General features: G+C 45.8%; 18 protein-coding genes. 9 read left to right on the forward strand and 9 right to left on the reverse strand.

All coding sequences use genetic code 11. The features are described from left to right. Positions 1-51: 51 nt before the first annotated feature. Both T499_RS0105190 and uvrB read right to left on the reverse strand, forming a co-directional pair. A complete protein-coding gene (locus tag T499_RS0105190; RefSeq protein ID WP_033149982.1) occupies positions 52-669 on the reverse strand; it encodes a DUF4468 domain-containing protein in 618 nt (205 codons plus the stop codon). A 104-nt stretch (positions 670-773) separates the two neighbouring features. Further along, positions 774-2,813 (reverse strand): excinuclease ABC subunit UvrB, encoded by a 2,040-nt coding sequence (gene uvrB / locus T499_RS0105195; RefSeq protein WP_033149983.1) that lies wholly within the window; start codon positions 2,811-2,813, stop codon positions 774-776. A gap of 109 nt (positions 2,814-2,922) precedes the next feature. Here uvrB and T499_RS0105200 point away from each other — a divergent pair, with 109 nt between their 5' ends. From T499_RS0105200 to T499_RS0105215, 4 genes are all read left to right on the forward strand, one after another. Then, on the forward strand, positions 2,923-3,750 hold the full coding sequence (locus T499_RS0105200) for an outer membrane protein assembly factor BamD (protein ID WP_013063050.1): 828 nt from the start codon (positions 2,923-2,925) through the stop codon (positions 3,748-3,750). A 3-nt stretch (positions 3,751-3,753) separates the two neighbouring features. Beyond that, positions 3,754-4,092, forward strand: coding sequence for a DNA-directed RNA polymerase subunit omega (locus T499_RS0105205; RefSeq protein WP_013063820.1), 339 nt, complete (start codon positions 3,754-3,756; stop codon positions 4,090-4,092). A 1-nt stretch (position 4,093) separates the two neighbouring features. Beyond that, positions 4,094-4,555 carry a DUF4293 domain-containing protein gene (locus tag T499_RS0105210; RefSeq protein WP_028908010.1) on the forward strand — a complete coding sequence of 154 codons (462 nt, stop codon included), beginning with the start codon at positions 4,094-4,096 and terminating at the stop codon, positions 4,553-4,555. A gap of 178 nt (positions 4,556-4,733) precedes the next feature. After that, positions 4,734-5,519 (forward strand): hypothetical protein, encoded by a 786-nt coding sequence (locus tag T499_RS0105215; RefSeq protein WP_033149984.1) that lies wholly within the window; start codon positions 4,734-4,736, stop codon positions 5,517-5,519. Positions 5,520-5,577: 58 nt separating this feature from the next. On the opposite strand, the gene T499_RS0105220 is transcribed toward T499_RS0105215, so the two are convergent. Next, complete coding sequence (locus T499_RS0105220; protein ID WP_033149985.1) at positions 5,578-6,939, reverse strand: TrpB-like pyridoxal phosphate-dependent enzyme; 1,362 nt, start codon at positions 6,937-6,939, stop codon at positions 5,578-5,580. A gap of 113 nt (positions 6,940-7,052) precedes the next feature. On the opposite strand from T499_RS0105220, the gene T499_RS0105225 reads away from it, so the two are divergent. Then, the gene (locus T499_RS0105225) at positions 7,053-8,486 is read left to right on the forward strand and encodes a sodium:solute symporter (protein ID WP_033149986.1); all 1,434 of its coding nucleotides are present in this window, start codon (positions 7,053-7,055) and stop codon (positions 8,484-8,486) included. Here T499_RS0105225 and T499_RS0105230 read toward each other — a convergent pair. The 4 genes from T499_RS0105230 to T499_RS0105245 form a co-directional block, all read right to left on the reverse strand. Beyond that, complete coding sequence (locus T499_RS0105230) at positions 8,407-10,011, reverse strand: hybrid sensor histidine kinase/response regulator transcription factor (RefSeq protein WP_198021243.1); 1,605 nt, start codon at positions 10,009-10,011, stop codon at positions 8,407-8,409. The two genes, T499_RS0105225 and T499_RS0105230, sit on opposite strands and share 80 nt — an antisense overlap. Before the next feature lie 396 nt (positions 10,012-10,407). Further along, entirely contained in the window at positions 10,408-11,340 is a 933-nt protein-coding gene (trxB, locus tag T499_RS0105235) for a thioredoxin-disulfide reductase (protein ID WP_033149987.1), read from the reverse strand. Between the two features lie 29 nt (positions 11,341-11,369). Further along, positions 11,370-11,921 (reverse strand): glutathione peroxidase, encoded by a 552-nt coding sequence (locus T499_RS0105240; protein WP_028908565.1) that lies wholly within the window; start codon positions 11,919-11,921, stop codon positions 11,370-11,372. A gap of 105 nt (positions 11,922-12,026) precedes the next feature. Further along, positions 12,027-12,281 (reverse strand): type B 50S ribosomal protein L31, encoded by a 255-nt coding sequence (locus T499_RS0105245; protein WP_013064062.1) that lies wholly within the window; start codon positions 12,279-12,281, stop codon positions 12,027-12,029. A gap of 151 nt (positions 12,282-12,432) precedes the next feature. Here T499_RS0105245 and T499_RS0105250 point away from each other — a divergent pair, with 151 nt between their 5' ends. The 3 genes from T499_RS0105250 to udk are packed head-to-tail and all read left to right on the forward strand — an operon-like array spanning position 12,433 to position 14,665. After that, a complete protein-coding gene (locus T499_RS0105250; RefSeq protein ID WP_033149988.1) occupies positions 12,433-13,476 on the forward strand; it encodes an endonuclease/exonuclease/phosphatase family protein in 1,044 nt (347 codons plus the stop codon). Beyond that, positions 13,476-14,054, forward strand: coding sequence for a uracil-DNA glycosylase family protein (locus tag T499_RS0105255; RefSeq protein ID WP_033149989.1), 579 nt, complete (start codon positions 13,476-13,478; stop codon positions 14,052-14,054). Before T499_RS0105250 ends, T499_RS0105255 begins: the two co-directional genes overlap by 1 nt. Continuing rightward, complete coding sequence (gene udk, locus T499_RS0105260; protein ID WP_013065046.1) at positions 14,051-14,665, forward strand: uridine kinase; 615 nt, start codon at positions 14,051-14,053, stop codon at positions 14,663-14,665. Before T499_RS0105255 ends, udk begins: the two co-directional genes overlap by 4 nt. Here the strand turns inward: udk and T499_RS0105265 are convergent. Beyond that, positions 14,652-15,299 carry an HdeD family acid-resistance protein gene (locus T499_RS0105265; RefSeq protein ID WP_033149990.1) on the reverse strand — a complete coding sequence of 216 codons (648 nt, stop codon included), beginning with the start codon at positions 15,297-15,299 and terminating at the stop codon, positions 14,652-14,654. The genes udk and T499_RS0105265 overlap by 14 nt on opposite strands. A gap of 93 nt (positions 15,300-15,392) precedes the next feature. Between T499_RS0105265 and T499_RS0105270 the strand changes: the two genes are divergently transcribed. Beyond that, positions 15,393-15,899, forward strand: a complete 507-nt coding sequence (locus T499_RS0105270) for a histidine phosphatase family protein (protein WP_033149991.1) — start codon at positions 15,393-15,395, stop codon at positions 15,897-15,899. A gap of 3 nt (positions 15,900-15,902) precedes the next feature. Here T499_RS0105270 and T499_RS14825 read toward each other — a convergent pair whose 3' ends face one another. Then, on the reverse strand, positions 15,903-16,742 hold the full coding sequence (locus tag T499_RS14825; RefSeq protein WP_033149992.1) for a hypothetical protein: 840 nt from the start codon (positions 16,740-16,742) through the stop codon (positions 15,903-15,905). Between the last annotated feature and the right edge of the window lie 54 nt (positions 16,743-16,796).

Genomic DNA, 16,796 nt, shown 5'->3' on the forward strand with positions numbered 1-16,796 from the left:
TCATAAAGATTAAATTCAGAATATTGCGTATCTGGTCTTTGCTCATGTTATTTATTTATCGTTTAACAACGTATTGAACTTGTTGAAGATAAAGTCCTTACGGTCAATTGTTTTGCGGCGGAACTTAGCCGAGAGTGGATACAGCTTGGTATGCTTCTTGTTAACGGCATACTTGTCGGTAATCCATTCTTCAGCATTATAGCGTACGGGCTTGCGGTCGATGTCGTAGTTATACGAAATGTGGGCGATTTTTACATCGGCCTGCTCGTCGCTGCATTTTACAATCAGCTGGAAGTTAAACTGAGTGCGGTCGAGCGACAGGGTGGTGTTCTTGAATACCAGCCACTCGTGGAATACGGCGCCCAGCTCATGCTTGTCGGCATCCTTAATGGCAACGGCGCTATTGGCAATCTGGTTGGGCTCGTTAACCATCTTTTCCATCTGCTTAAGCAGAATGTCGTAAATCTGCTGAGCCGATTTGCCTGGCGCTTTGATGGTGGTCTGCCAGCAAACCTTGCCGTCAACCTCTGGTACTGCACCTTCTGCCAGATATTTGGCATCTGGGTTAACAGTTGCAACAGGTTCCTGTTCGATACGCTCCCAAGTATTGTCCTGAGCCGAAGCTATTACAGGCATTGCCATCAGTATGGCTATCAAAAACTTTTTCATATAACCTTTTTTATTTTAATAAAACCGTGCAAAAGTACTAAGATTTTTTTATAATCAGGCACGGATTACACGGATTAACACGGATTTTATTATCTTTTCACTTTTTATTTAAGTTCCAATTCCTTTTGTAAACGAACGATTTCATCGCGATATTGTGCAGCTTGCAGGAAGTCGAGCTGTTTGGCAGCTTCTTTCATCTTGCGTGTTGTCTCTTCTATCAGCTTTTCCATCTGCGGTCGGGTCATGCGTTCCTCTATCGGGTCGGCAGCCACTCTCACACCAGCATCGCCGTTTTCGGCAGCCATCGAGAAGTTACGCATAAGCTCCTTCGTGTCGGCACGGTTCTCCTTCTGTAAAGCGTTGAAACTCAGGTTCTTCACGATCTGCTTTGGAGTGATGTGATGCTCCTCGTTGTATTTCATCTGTTTCAGGCGGCGGCGCAGGGTTTCGTCGATGGTTAGCTGCATCGATGCCGTGATGGTATCGGCATACATAATCACCTTGCCGTTTACGTTACGGGCAGCTCTACCGGCTGTCTGTGTTAAACTGCGGTGGCTGCGTAAGAATCCCTCTTTGTCGGCATCGAGGATGGCAACGAGTGATACTTCGGGCAGGTCGAGACCTTCACGAAGCAGGTTTACACCTACCAGTACGTCGTAAACACCTTGGCGCAAATCGCTCAGAATCTTTACGCGGTCCAGTGTGGCTACATCGCTATGGATGTAGGCGGTTTTTACGCTGTGGTTCAGCAGATATTCTGTGAGTTCCTCGGCCATGCGCTTGGTCAGTGTGGTGATGAGTACACGCTCACCACGATGACTACGAGTCAGGATCTCGTCCATCAAGTCGTCAATCTGATTCTCGCTGGGGCGTACCTCAATCTCTGGGTCGAGCAGTCCTGTAGGACGGATAACCTGTTCAACCACTACGCCCTCGGCCTCATTCAATTCGTAATCGGCTGGGGTAGCGCTCACGTAGATCACCTGATTCACTTCCTGCTGGAATTCCTCGAACTTCAGCGGTCGGTTGTCGAAGGCGGCAGGCAAACGGAAACCGTATTCTACCAGGTTCTGCTTGCGGCTGCGGTCGCCGCCATACATGGCGCTGATTTGCGGTACACTTACGTGACTCTCGTCGATAATGAGCAGATAGTCGTCGGGGAAGAAATCCAGCAGACAGTAAGGACGTTCGCCAGCTTGGCGACCATCAAAATAGCGGCTATAGTTCTCGATACCCGAGCAATGGCCCAGTTCCTTAATCATTTCCATGTCGTACTCTACGCGTTCCTTAATGCGTTGAGCCTTGATGTTATCGCCAATCTCCTCGAAATAGAGCACCTGTTTCATCAGGTCGTCCTGAATCTGGTGGATGGCTATGTTGGTTTGCTCTTGCGAGGTCATGAAAAGGTTGGCTGGGTACAGGCGGTATTCGTCGAAACTGGCCAGTCGGTCAAAGGTAACGGCATCCATCTCTTCGATGGCGTCGATCTCATCGTCCCAGAATGTAATGCGGAGTACCACCTCGCTATAGGCCATCGCAATATCTACGGTATCGCCCTTTACGCGGAAGTTACCTCGCTGCAAATCCAAGTCGTTTCGTACATATAATGCGGCTACCAACTTTCTTAACAAAGCATTGCGGTCAAGAATCTGACCTTTCTTCAGCTCGATTACATTCTCCTGAAGCGCTACCGGGCTTCCCATACCATAAATGCATGATACGGATGATACCACAACTACATCGTTACGACCTGAAAGTAGGTTGGATACGGCGGATAGACGCAAGCGGTCGATCTCGTCGTTGATGGCCAGATCCTTTTCGATGTAAGTATCGGTGGTGGGTAGGTATGCTTCTGGTTGATAGTAGTCATAATAGCTTACATAATACTCTACGGCGTTCTGCGGAAAGAAACCTTTCATTTCTTCGTAAAGCTGTGCTGCCAATGTCTTGTTATGACTCAGAATCAGGGTAGGGCGATTGTGTTGCGCAATCACGTTTGCCATCGTAAATGTCTTACCCGATCCCGTTACTCCAAGCAGTACCTGAGCACGGTCTCCGCGATCCAATCCCTCAGTTAACTGACGTATCGCCTCGGGCTGATCGCCAGTGGGTTTATATTCCGATGTTAGTATAAATTTGCTCATTGAGTGTGCAAAGATACGAATAAGTTATTAAAAAAACATCAAAAAACGCCAAAAACCTTACATAAAACTTTGTTATTTGACCGAAAAGTGCTAATTTTGCACCCCGAATATGAATAAAGGTATCATTACATTGGCATGTGCGGCATTACTGCTTAGCAGTTGCGCCTCAGAGTTTAACAGTGTCTACAAGTATGGTGACACTGATTATAAGTATGAGTATGCTAAAGAAGCATTCGCATGTGGAAAATTCCAGCAGGCTACTTCGCTGTTGGAAGAACTGGTGACTATCAAGAAAGGCTCCGACGAAGCTCAGGAGTGTCTGTATATGTTGGGTATGGCTCAGTACGGCAATCTGGATTACGATGCTGCTTCGGAAACTTTCAAGAAATATACTACAAGCTATCCTCGTGGAACCTATGCCGAGTTGGCTTACTTCTATGTAGGTCAGTCGTTGTATCAGAGTGCCCCCGAGCCTCGACTGGATCAGTCGCCTACTAATGGCGCCATTACTGCCTACCAGCAGTTTATGGATCTCTATCCCGAGTCATCGCTTCGTCCTCAGGCTCAGTCACGTTTGTACGAGCTCCACGAGAAGCTGATTCAGAAGGAGTATCTCTCAGCCGAGTTGTATTATAATCTGGGTGGCTACTTCGGTAACATCAACTCAAACGAGGAGAGTAACTACAATGCTTGTATCATTACGGCTCAGAACTGCCTGAAGAACTATCCTTACTGCAGTATCCGCGAGGATTTGATGCTGCTCATTATGAAGGCTAAGTTCGAGTTGGCCGAGAACAGTTCGGAGGAGAAGCGTATGGATCGTTATCGCGATGCCGAGGACGAGTGCTACGGATTCCTGAACGAGTTCCCTGAGTCGAAGAATGCCGCTATGGCCGAGAAGTTTATCAATAAGTGCAAAAAAGTTATTAAAGATTAAGATATGGATTATAAGAAGTCAAAAGCACCGGTTAACACCGTAACACGTAACATTATGGATCTGTGTGAGGACACAGGTAACATCTACGAGAGTGTAGCTATCATTGGCAAGCGCGCCAATCAGATCAGTCTGCAGATTAAGGACGATCTCTCTAAGAAGCTGGCTGAGTTCGCTTCATATAACGATTCGCTCGAGGAGGTATTCGAGAATCGTGAGCAGATCGAGATTTCTCGTTACTACGAAAAGCTGCCAAAACCAAGTCTTCTGGCTACTCAGGAGTTTATTGAGGATAAGGTTTACTGGCGTGATCCTTCTCGCGAGAACCAGAATCAGGAAGATTAATATGATACAGCGTAAGCAGACATTATATCTTTTGGCGGCCATTATTATGACCGTCATTTGTCTTTGTATGCAGATAGGCTCATTCAAGTTGGGTGGTATCTCTGTGGCAAAGGTGTATAACCTTTGGTACACCGACCCCATTGGCAAGCATCATTTTGATACCTGGCCCTTGATGGCTGTTCTGCTGCCTACAGCGGTAATCGCTACCTATACCATATTTATATATAACAACCGTAAGATGCAGGCTTTGTTCTGTCTCTTCAATGTGTTGTTTATCATTGGTTGGTATGTCGTATTTTTCGTTGTTGGTCAGATGGTAGGCGATAAGTCGTGGGGTGCTGTAAGTTTCCGTCCCTCATGGCCTGCAGTGTTCCCTGCAATTGCCCTGATACTTTACCTGATGGCTCGCCGAGCTATCCTGGCAGATGAAAAGCTGGTTCGCTCGATGGATAGAATCCGATAAAAAACGATAAGTTTTAGGTGTAATTTGCACTCTAGGTACTTTTCAATTGCAAAGTACTTAGAGTGCATTTTTTCTTTAGGTACTTTTTTTTAGAGTAAAAATTTGCATTTTAGGAAGAATATATTTATATTTGCAACTGATAAGAATGTAGTAATACTAATATCAAACACTTACGAATATGAAAAAACTACTGATTGCAAGTTTTGCGTTGTTGATGGGAATAACTACTGCATCGGCACAAGAGTATTATGAGCGTGGGGTTTTTAACCACGTAGGTTTGAATGTATCGGCAAGCACCGAGGGTATCGGCGTGGGTGTAGCTGCACCTATCACCGACTATCTGGAACTGAGTGCTGGTGTGAACTTTATGCCAGGCGTCAAGATTAAGGGTGATGTTAACGTAGATTACAATCTTGGATCGCTTCCTGCACAGGTTACTATTCCTAACCACGACAAAGTTAAGATTACTGGCAATTTGAAGCGTACCACAATGGATGTAAAGTTGAACATCTACCCATTCGGAGGCAATTCTACTTTCTTCGTGGCTGGTGGTTTCTCGTTTGGTGGTGAGAAACTTGGCAAACTGACAGGTCATAGCGATGCTATACAGAGTGCTATTACTACTTTTCCAACTTTCAAGGATGTGATTCTGAATAGCATCTCTGCCGAACTTGACAAATATAATGTAAAGTTCGACGAGAATGGTGATATCAACGGCGATATCCGCGTAAAGAATTTCCGTCCGTACGTCGGACTGGGTGTGGGACGCCTGGTACCCAAGCATCGCGTAGGTTTCCGTTTCGAGGCTGGTTGCCAGTTTATGGGAAAGCTTAAAGTATATCAGGACAATAAGGAGGTTAAGATAAACGAGTTGAATGATAGCGATGATGACTTATCAAAGATCATTGATAAATGGACCGTTTATCCTGTACTGAAACTTACGATTACTGGTCGCATATTCTAAGCGAAAACAATAATCCCCACTCAAACGAGTGGGGATTGCTATTTCTGATAAAATAAGATTACTGCTTATCAAGCTCGGCCAGGTTTTTGGCAATCATCTCATCAGTAACGGTGTAGTTCTGCAGGTCGCCCTTGATGAATGAGTCGTAGCTTGGCATATCAATCAGACCATGACCTGAGAGGTTGAAGAGAATCACCTTCTCCTCGCCAGTTTCCTTGCACTTCTTAGCCTCGCGGATGGTGGCGGCAATAGCGTGACAGCTCTCAGGAGCAGGGATGATACCCTCGGTGCGTGCAAACAGCATACCAGCCTCGAAGGTCTCAAGCTGTGGGATATCAACACCACGCATCAGTCCGTCCTTCAACAGCTGACTTACAATCATACCAGCACCATGATAACGCAGACCACCAGCGTGGATGTTGCTTGGCTTGAAGTTATGACCCAGTGTGAACATGGGTAGCAATGGGGTGTAACCAGCCTCGTCGCCAAAGTCGTAGCGGAACTGACCACGTGTGAGCTTAGGACAGCTGTCGGGCTCGGCAGCGATAAACTCGGTCTTCTTGCCATCGCACAGGTTGTGGCGCATGAATGGGAAGGCGATACCACCGAAGTTAGAACCTCCACCAAAGCAAGCAATCACGATATCAGGATACTCGCCAGCCATCTCCATCTGCTTCTCGGCCTCAAGACCGATGATGGTCTGATGCAAACCTACGTGGTTTAATACCGAACCTAAGGTGTACTTACAGTTAGGAGTGGTAGTAGCCAGCTCAACAGCCTCAGAGATGGCTGTACCTAATGAACCTGAATGGGTAGGATCCTTAGTCAGGATATCCTTACCAGCGCGGGTTGACATCGAAGGTGAACCCTCGACCACAGCACCAAAGGTACGCATAATGCTTGAGCGGTATGGCTTCTGCTGCATGGTAATCTTTACCTGATAAACAGCGCAGTCGAGACCGTAGATTTTGGCAGCGTATGAAAGAGCTGCTCCCCACTGTCCGGCACCGGTTTCGGTGGTTACGTTAGTGGTGCCTTCCTGCTTGGCGTAGTAGCACTGAGGAATGGCAGAGTTGATTTTATGTGAACCCAATGGGTTGGTACTCTCGTTTTTAAAGTAGATATGGGCAGGTGTTCCCAAAGCCTCCTCGAGCGCATAGGCACGAACCAATGGAGTTGAACGATAGAACTTGTACTTCTCGAGCACCTCTTCTGGGATATCAATCCAGCGATGCTCAGTATCAAGCTCCTGTACACAGCACTCACGAGGGAAGATGTGTGCCAGATCGTCTACACCCAGAGGCTGCTTGGTGGCAGGATGGATGGGAGGCATTGGTTTGGTTGGCATGTCAGCCTGAATGTTGTACCACTGTGTGGGAATCTCACTCTCTTGGAGGATGAATTTTTTTTGTTTAGACATAATATAATACGTTTTAGAATTTGGAATTCTGACTGCAAAGATAACATTTTTAGTTGATAATTGAGAGTTGATAATTGATAATTTTGAAAAAAAGTGTAACTTTGCACACGATTATGTGGATGATTGCAATAATATTAGGCTATTTTGCAGTTTTGTTTGCTATCAGCCGACTGACTGCGCGCCGTGCTACTAACGATACCTTCTTTCGTGGTAATCGTCAGTCGCCATGGTATATGGTGGCGTTTGGTATGGTTGGTGCGTCGATATCTGGTGTAACCTTTGTATCGGTGCCTGGTATGGTAACCAGTATCGATATGACTTATATGCAAACCTGTCTGGGCTTTATTCTGGGTTATTTTGCAGTTGCATTCATCCTGCTTCCGCTCTACTATCGCTTGAATCTCACAACCATTTATTCCTATCTGGGAAAGCGATTAGGCCCTCGTGCCTATAAAACAGGCGCCTCGTTTTTCCTGTTGTCGAAGATGACGGGCGCAGTGGTGCGTTTCTATGTGGTTTGTATGATTCTGCAGCAGTTTGTGTTCGATGAGATGGGTATTCCGTTTGTGGTAACCGTATCGGCGATGGTGGCCCTTATCTGGCTTTATACAAGGGGTGGAGGTATCAAGACATTGGTGTGGACCGATACTTTCCAAACCATCTGTCTGTTCTCAGCCCTTCTCCTTATTATATATAAGGTGGTGGGCGAACTGGGAATGACGATACCTGAGGCTGTTAGTGCGATAGCTGCCGATGAGCATAGCAGGATGTTTGTGATGGACGACTGGGTTTCGAAGCAGAACTTCTGGAAACAGTTTCTGAGCGGTGTGTTTATTGTGATTGTGATGACCGGACTTGATCAGGACATGATGCAGAAGAACCTGACATGTAAAACGCTGAAAGAGGCTCAGAAGGATATGTGTACCTATGGTGTGGCTTTTGTGCCTGCTAATCTGCTGTTCTTGTCGTTGGGTGTTCTGCTGGTGATGCTGGGCGAAACGGGCGTATCAGATACTTTGCTGCCTGGATTTGTTCAGCGTAGCGGATTGTCGGTACTGATTCCTTTTACAATAGGTATTGTGGCAGCCTCGTTCTCGAGTGCCGATTCGGCTTTAACATCGCTTACCACCAGTTATTGCGTAGATATCAGGGGTAGGGCAGGCGACGAGCAGTTGCGTAAGCGTGCCCATCTGGGTATCAGCATCTTGTTTGTGGTGATGATTCTGCTGTTCAGACTGCTGAACTCAACAAGTGTGATTGATGCCATCTATACGATTTGTGGCTATACATACGGTCCGCTGTTGGGACTCTTTGCCTTTGGCATGCTTACCAAACGTATGCCACGCGATCGGTATGTGCCTTATATCTGCATCGCATCGCCTTTGCTATGCTATGCCATTGATGCGATAACCTGGCATTTGGCTGGTTATCGGTTTGGTTATGAGTTGCTGATGATGAATGGTGCGCTTACCTTCCTGGCCCTTTTTGTTTTGAGTTCAGCAAACTCTCCAAGAACTCTTTCGGCTGAATGCCAAACTGTTTCTTAAAGCAAGTAGCAAAGTAGCGTGGATCATGGAATCCAACGCTATAAGCCAGATCGCTGACACGCAGGTTGGGGTTCTCCATGCCCAGGCGTCGGGCCTCTTTCATTCTTACATCACGAATAAAAGCCGATACATTCATGCCAGTGATAGAGCGTAACTTATTATATAAGGTGGAAGCGCTGGTGCCCATGTCGGCAGCTAATGCATCGCGATCATAAGATTCGTCGTCGATGTGTTTATGGATGTTTGCCAGAACCTGATTAACAAAAGCTTCGTCGGGACTTGGGGCTTTGGCAATGTGTTTTACTTCTTCCTCAGCACTGAACTGACTGAATTCTGTCTGCATGCGTTTGCGATTCTCGATGATGTTATCGATGCGTAGTTTCAGATCGCCTAAGCGGAATGGTTTTCTCAGATATTCGTCGGCTCCGCTTTGTAATGCTTCCTTCTCGTCTTCCTCCTGTGTCTTGGCTGTCAGCAGGATGATGGGCAGGTGATTATAGTTAGGGTCGGCTTTAACGGCTTTGGTCAGTTCGATACCATCCATCTCGGGCATCATCACATCTGATATAATCAGATCGAGCTCTTTTTCATGTATCACTTTTATAGCCTCGGCACCATTGCGGGCTATGTAAACATGATAGGTGGTCTTTAGCAGTTGCTGCATCAGCATCAGTAATTCCAGATTGTCCTCTACTACCAATAATTTATAGCCATCCTCAATAGGATCCTCTGGATCAGCATTTATATCTGGTACGATGGTATTGATATCTACGATGGTGTTCTTAGGAATATTGAAATCAATCTTATGCTTTTCGTCAATCTGATCAGGTGCAAAGGCTTCTTTCTTGATAGGGAGTCTGACGATAAACTCTGTGCCCTTTCCCTCTTCGCTGTGGCAGGTGATGGTTCCTCTGTTCAGATAAACCAGATCCTGCGTTAACGACAGACCTAACCCAGTTCCATTTGTCTGATGCTGTCGGTAATCGCCATCATGAAAGCGTTTAAACAGGTGTTTCATCTGTTTGGCAGAGATACCATCGCCATCGTCGCTCACCTTGATTTCTACCTCGTCGTATTTATCGTTGGTGATGGCGCTGATCGACACGGTGCCACCTTCTTTGCCATATTTGGCTGCGTTAGATAATAAGTTATAGATAATCTTATCCAACTTGTCGGTATCAATCCAGCCCATCATGCTTTCTGGCTGACAGTTGATACTGAACTTCATGTCTTTCTTGCCAATAAGTGGCTCCAAGCATTCGGCGGTTTGGCGTATATACTTCATTACATCGCCCTGAGCAACCAGCAACCGTAGCTGGCCCGCATCAGATTTGCTGGTTTCCAGAATCTGCTGTAACAGTCTCACCATGCGCTGAATGTTGAATTGCATCAAGTCGTATTCATGACTGTACTGCGGTTCGGTGTCGCGCAATTTGTCGACAGAGGCCGAGATGACTGATAGGGGAGTTAGAAGCTCGTGCGTAATATTTGTAAATATGGCGCTGAGTCGTAATCTTCTTCGCACTTTTTGGCTTCGCAGGAATAAACGTCTTCCTACGAGGAGAATAATGGTCAGAATTACCATTATGATGAGGGCTAATAGTAAACGGTTGTCCATACTTTTATAATTATTGGTTGTGCAAAAATAGTTATTTTTTCGATACAAATCAACTTTTTTCGATAAAATTTGCCGTTTTAAGCGTTAAAATGTATAAAATTAGTGATTTTGTGTTCATTTTGCGTTAGTTCACGCATTTTCAACAACAAAAAACTTAAATTAAACATCCATTTCAAAAACTTGCCATATCTTTGCATCAGAAAAAGATTTTAATGGTTAAGGTTTATGGTTGATTAATTTAGTTTTTTAAGTAATTTTTTTGGGGAAAAGGTTCGTCGTGAGACGAGCCTTTTCTCATTTATATTACTTATTCAACAAGAATCTCTCTGCCTCGATAGCCGCCTGGCAACCTGAACCTGCAGCAGAGATAGCCTGACGATATACAGGGTCGGCGCAGTCGCCAGCTACGAATACACCAGGAACCTTGGTCTTAGGTGTTCCGTCAATCTTCTTCAGATAGCCTGTTTCGTCCATATCCAGCCACTCCTTAAAGATATCGGTATTGGGCTTATGGCCAATAGCCAGGAAGAAGCCGTCGATAGCAATGTCAACCAGTTCCTCATCGGCTTCGCCCTTACGCTTAACCAGATGGGCACCTTCGACACCATTCTCGCCATAAAGACCAAGGGTGTTATGTTCGAACAGAATCTCGATGTTCTCGTTCTCCTTCACACGCTGCTGCATCACCTGTGAGGCGCGAAGGAATGGCTTGCGTACAATCAGATACACCTTCTTGGCCAATCCTGCCAGGTAAAGGGCATCCTCGCAAGCTGTATCGCCACCACCAACTACGGCAACTGTCTTCTTGCGATAGAAGAATCCGTCGCAGGTAGCGCAGGCTGATACGCCCTGTCCGTTATACTTGCGCTCATCGTCGAGACCTAAGTACTTGGCTGAGGCGCCTGTAGCGATAATCACGGTGTCGGCCTCAATCTCTGTGCCGTCATCGGCTGTGCAAACGTAGGGAGCCTTTGAGAAGTCGACCTTCACAATCTCGCCGTTACGGATATCGGTACCAAAACGCTGAGCCTGCTCCAGTAGGTCCATCATCATCTGGTTGCCGTCAACACCCTGAGGATAGCCAGGGAAATTCTCAACCTCAGTGGTCTGAGTGAGCTGTCCGCCAGGCTGCATGCCGCTGTACTCGATAGGATTCAAGTTGGCACGCGAGGCGTAAATGGCAGCTGTATATCCAGCAGGGCCACTACCGATAATTAAACACTTAGTATGTTCCATATGATATCTGTTTATTTATATGTTGGCTATTACTTAAGCAGCTCTTCAATTTGCTTGGCAATATTCTCGATATTCTCAGTGGGCTCGAAACGAGCAACAACCTGTCCCTTCTTGTTAATCAGAAACTTTGTGAAATTCCACTTAATATCAGCTTTCTGCTTGTAGTCAGGATCCTCTTTCGAGAGCATGTCGTCGAGAATAGGGGCAATCTTGTGGCTCATATCCCAACCGGCAAAGCCCTTCTGCTCCTGAAGGAACTTATACAGAGGATCGGCGTCGTCGCCATTTACCTTAATCTTCTTAAAGCGTGGGAACTCAGTACCAAAGTTCAGCTTGCAGAACTCGTGGATACTCTCATCGGTACCAGGTGCCTGCTGTCCGAACTGGTTGCAGGGGAAGTCGAGAATCTCGAAACCCTGACTATGATACTGCTCATAGAGTTTCTCCAGTTCATCGTATTGTGGAGTGAATCCACACTTAGTTGCTGTGTTTACAATCAGCAGCACCTCGTTGGCGTATTCTTTCAGAGATACGTCCTTTCCTTTTCTGTCCTTGACAGTGAAGTCATAAACTGTTTTCATATCGTGTTGTAATAATATTCGGGTTGTTGTAATAAAAAAAAAGATGCGGCCTTGGCATATGCAACTACCATGGACGCATCTTTTAATGTTCTTTGCGGTTTTATCTTACTTCTTCGCAGCCTTACCGTAGCGGCTCATGAACTTATCAACACGTCCTGCAGTGTCAACGAGCTTGCTCTTACCTGTGTAGAATGGGTGAGAGGTGCTTGAAATTTCGACTTTTACCACTGGGTAAGTTTCGCCTTCGAACTCTACAGTGTCATTTGTCTTTGCAGTAGACTTCGTAAGGAACATATCGCCGTTGGACATATCCTTGAATACGACGGGGCGATAGTTTTCTGGATGAATACCTTTTTTCATTTTGAGTTTAAATATTAATGTTATAAATACTAATTTCGCATAAAGCGGGTGCAAAGTTACGAAGATTTTTCCGAATTTACAAACTTTTTGTGCTTTTTTCTTTGTTTACTCAATTTTTTGTGCTATTTTTGCAAGCATAAACAGTACTAATATGCGTAAATTTCAGTTTTTAACGTTTTTATTACTCCTTGTTTTGGTGGGATGCCAAGCCAAGAATAAAAAGGAGCAACAAGTATATGGCATAGGTTTTTATAATCTTGAGAATCTTTTTGATACCACTCACGATGAGGGTAAGAACGATTATGAGTTCATGCCTGAAGGCACATTTAAGTGGGATGCCGAGAAATATAAGTGCAAGCTGCATAACATGGCTCGCGTGCTGGCCGACATGGGTACCGATAAGTTGCCCGAGGTTGGTTGTGCTGCCATTGGTGTGGCAGAGGTTGAGAATGCCAAGTGCTTGACCGATCTATGCAATCAGCCTGCTTTGAAGGCTCGCAACTTTAAGTTCGTGCATATCGAAGGTCCCGATCAGCGTGGTATTGATTGTGCTTTGCTTTACAATCCCCAGCTTTTTAAGGTTAATCATGTAAAGCTTGTACCTTATATATATAATAGACCAGAGGATGCCGGTCGTGCTACTCGTGGTTTCCTGGTGGTTAGTGGTACGATGGCCAAAGAGCATGTTACTATTATCGTTAATCATCTGCCATCGCGTGGTGCACCATCGTATGCCCGTGAGGATGGTGGTTCGCAGTTGCGTGTAGTAAAAGACTCGTTGCAGAAGGATGATCCCAAGGTAAAGCTGTTTATCATGGGTGATATGAACGATGACCCCAACGATGCATCGATGGCAAAATGCCTGGGTGCCAGACGCGAAATAAGTGAAGTAGAGGAGGGAGGACTTTATAATCCTTGGTGGAATATGTTGGCCTCTGGTCAGGGTACACTTCAGTTCCAGGGCTCATGGAACCTGTTCGATCAGATTATCCTCTCGTCGAATCTGCTCAATAAGTCAGGTAAGGAGGATTACTCTACATTGAAACTCTTTGATTATCAGGTGTTCCGTCGCGATTACCTGATTCAGCAGGAAGGCGCATATCGTGGCAATACACTACGTACCACCGCTGGTGGCAAATGGCTGAACGGCTATAGCGATCACTTACCCACTTTGGTTTATTTGAAGAAGAACTGATGAGCGAAATAATAGAATCACATCCCTTCGAGCCTTTTCTGCCTGGGCATGCTAAGCTATTGATGCTCGGCACTTTCCCTCCTGCTGAAAAGCGATGGTGTATGCGTTTCTATTACCCCAACTTCATCAACGACATGTGGCGTATCTTTGGCATCTGTTTCTTTGATAACAAGCAGCATTTTGTATTGGAGCAGGAGAAACGCTTTGATTTGGAACGGATTATCCCTTTCCTGAATGAAAAAGGAATTGCCATGTATGATACGGCCACCCGTATTCGCAGAACAAAGGATAATGCTTCGGATAAGGACTTGGAAATTGTAGAAGAGACCGATCTTGATGCCATGCTCAGAAGCTTGCCTTGCTGCGAGGCTGTGATAACAGCAGGCCAGTTGGCCACCGACGTATTTTGTAACCATTATGGTATTAAAGGCCCTAAAGTTGGCGAGTATGCAGAGTTTACACTTGACGACAGGGTGATACGACTCTATCGCATGCCAAGCAGTTCGAGGGCTTACCCCATGAAAACAGAGCGTAAAGCAGAATTTTATAACATCGTATTTAAATACTTAAGATTATGACAATCATTGGAATTGCAGGCGGTACCGGTTCGGGTAAGACTACCGTAGTTAAGAGAATATCCAAGGCTCTGCCTCCTCATTGTGCAGCAGTTGTTCCCCTCGACTCGTATTATAACGATACAACGGGTATGACTCCTGAGGAGCGTAAGGCTATCAACTTCGACCATCCAGACGCTTTCGACTGGAAGTTGCTCACCGAGCATATCAAGAAGTTGAAGAATGGCGAGGCTATTGAGCAGCCCACCTATTCGTATATCGAGAGTAACCGACAGAAGGAGACTATCCACGTAGAGCCAAAGCCTGTGATTATTATCGAGGGCATTATGGCCTTGCATCACAAGAAACTACGTGATATGATGGACTTGAAGATATTTGTAGATACTGATAGTGATGTACGTTTGATTCGTAACATCCGTCGCGATGTGGTAGAGCGTGGACGAACAGTAGAAATGGTACTGGATCGCTACGAAAAGGTGCTGAAGCCCATGCACGAACAATTCATCGAGCCAACAAAGAAGTTTGCCGACCTGATTGTTCCCTGGGGTGGAGATAACCGCACGGGTATCCACATCCTTAAGACATATATCGAAGGAATCGTTACGGGAGTGTAGTCACTTCCGTAACTTTTTTATCGTCATCTTTCACTTCCTCGGCTACAGGTATCTCCTGAGCCTTCTCGGCTTTACGCTTGTTAGAGTGAATCTTCAGCGAGTTGATAATCTCGGTAACACCATAGAGCAGCGAGCACCAACCTAATATTGTCATAGCCATGCTGGCTGGACTCATGGGTTTAATCATCACATAAAGACCTGTGAGGAGAATGAACGATGGGAATATCCAATAACCAAAGCCGATACCGCCCAGTCGGCGTGCTCTTACCAATGCCATATACTGATTGATAGCACCCAGAACCAATATGGCACCGATGATGTACATCAGGGCAGTAATAAATACAGTTGGGGTGAGGGCCAACATCAGTCCTAGGATAATACTACCCAAACCAACAAGTGGGAAAGCCGGTTTGTCACCAGCTATCACCTGTCCGTTTTCGTCCATAATCTTATATTCGGCAACATGCTTGGTGGCATTGTAATAAACCACCATCGAGATAACACCCGACAGCAGGAATAATATACCTATAGCAACTGTAATCCAGTTTACAGTATTATCAGGATACTTAATCAGCATGATACCAATGGCTATGGCGCAAATGGCACGGAAAATGGAACTTTGTAATATCTTCATATATAATAATTCTAAGTTTTACGCTGCAAAAATAATAAAATAAGGTGGAAAAAGCAAATTATTCTGTAATTTTGCAGCAAAATTTAATAGATGATGACAACTTTATACTTAGTACGACATGGCGAGACGGTAGATAACGCCAACCAGATTATGCAGGGACAAACTCAGGGCGAGTTGAACGAAAATGGTGTTCAGCAGGCTCGTGAGTTCAGCGAGCAGTGGAAGAATAAGGAGATTGATATTATATTGGCCAGCGACTTGAAACGCTCTATTGATACCGCCCGTATCATTGCCGAACCACATCAGTTAGAGGTGCTTACTACGCCTTTGCTGCGTGAACGCGACTGGGGAAGCTTTACCGGGCGCTTTATTCCTGATTTGAAAGGCGAGGTTTGGCCTGATGATATCGAGACATTAGAAAACCTTCTTTCCAGGGCGGGCGAATTCATCGCGTATGTCAAGCAGACATTCCCCGGAAAGAAGGTATTGGCCGTAGGCCATGGCATCATCAACAAAGCTATACAATCATATTACTATCAAAAGCCAATGAACGAAATTCAAAGGATGCAGAACGCCGAGGTCCGCATCCTTGAGTTGTAAGTTTTATCGGCGTCCTCCCATGCGGCTGTCGCCACCAGCGCTGCGAGTTCCGTGTGATGTACTGTGCGATGCACCGCCGCCCATACTTCTGGTGTGTGAGTTGCTACCACCGCGATGACCACTGAACGAACCATTATTACGATTGGTATCGTTATGGCGATTGATATCGTTGTGGTGACGGTTCATGCTATTATCTCGATTCTCGATGCGGCGGTTGTCATGACGGCCTTCGATACGACGAGAATTGTCGTGGCGACCATCGATACGATGACTATCGTGACGACCAGTTACACGGGTTGAACTGTGACGAGGGTTGCGGAAGTCGCCACGATTCCAGCGATCGTGCATTCCGAAGTGCTCTCTGTGAGTAGGACGGAAGTGCTCTCTGCGTCCATAGTAGTAGCCATGAGTGCCATGAATGTGCCAGGCATGTCCACCACGATAGGTTGCATAGAAGTGCGGACGACCAAAGTAGAAGAAATCGCGATGCGGATAGCGACGATAGATTCCAAAGTGCCAGTAACCAGCCTCCCAGTAAAGTGGACGGTAGAAGTAGCTGGCTGCAATGTACGACTTCCACTGCCAGTCGAACAGGATATAGCTCAAATCAAGATTTCTGCGCTCCCAGTAAGTGCCAAAAACATCATCGCGTCCGGCTACGCCCATCAGATAATCCAGATTTATCTCGTATGCAGCCTCATACTGCTCGTCGGTGAGGTTCAGCTCGTACGCCATCTTATCGGTGAGGAACAGGGCTTCGTTGCGGGCCTGCTCGTAGCTCATTGCACTCGCTGCCATTGTCGAGGTCAGCATCACCATCAGTGCGAAAAACATCTTCTTCATAATCGTATCATTTAAATGGTTTCACATTCTGTTTTGTTAATCACAGTGCAAAGA

Source organism: Prevotella sp. RM4 (assembly GCF_000701965.1).
Taxonomy (GTDB): Bacteria; Bacteroidota; Bacteroidia; order Bacteroidales; family Bacteroidaceae; genus Prevotella; species Prevotella ruminicola.